Here is a 281-nt window from a genome sequence, read left to right as displayed (position 1 = left end):
CTCCTTGAGAAAGCATGCGATGGAACATATCAAGATGCCCTCTGGGGACATAGCCAAGTTTGTGGCCTGCGTGCTCAATGAGTATTGCATCGTTGTCCACTGAATTATCTGGCTCGATCACAAAGCGGATTGAATCACCCGCTTTTAATGTTTCTGCTGTAACTTCTGTCTCGTGCCGAAAACCGGCAATTTCAATCAGTATTTCAAATACTTCCGGAGGTTCGTCAAAAGGATGAACCAGCTCAAAACCATCATCTGGCAATTTGGCACCGCTATAACCG

At 45.9% G+C, this 281-nt stretch carries 1 protein-coding gene; it reads right to left on the bottom strand.

Annotated elements, in window-relative coordinates:
- A partial coding sequence (locus tag Q4563_RS19400) for an HIRAN domain-containing protein (protein WP_303605680.1) occupies nucleotides 1-262 on the bottom strand: 262 nt, incomplete at its 3' end.
- Nucleotides 263-281 lie beyond the last annotated feature (19 nt).

This window comes from Gilvimarinus sp. 1_MG-2023 (genome assembly GCF_030548285.1).
This window is presented reverse-complemented; position numbering and strand designations above follow the sequence as displayed.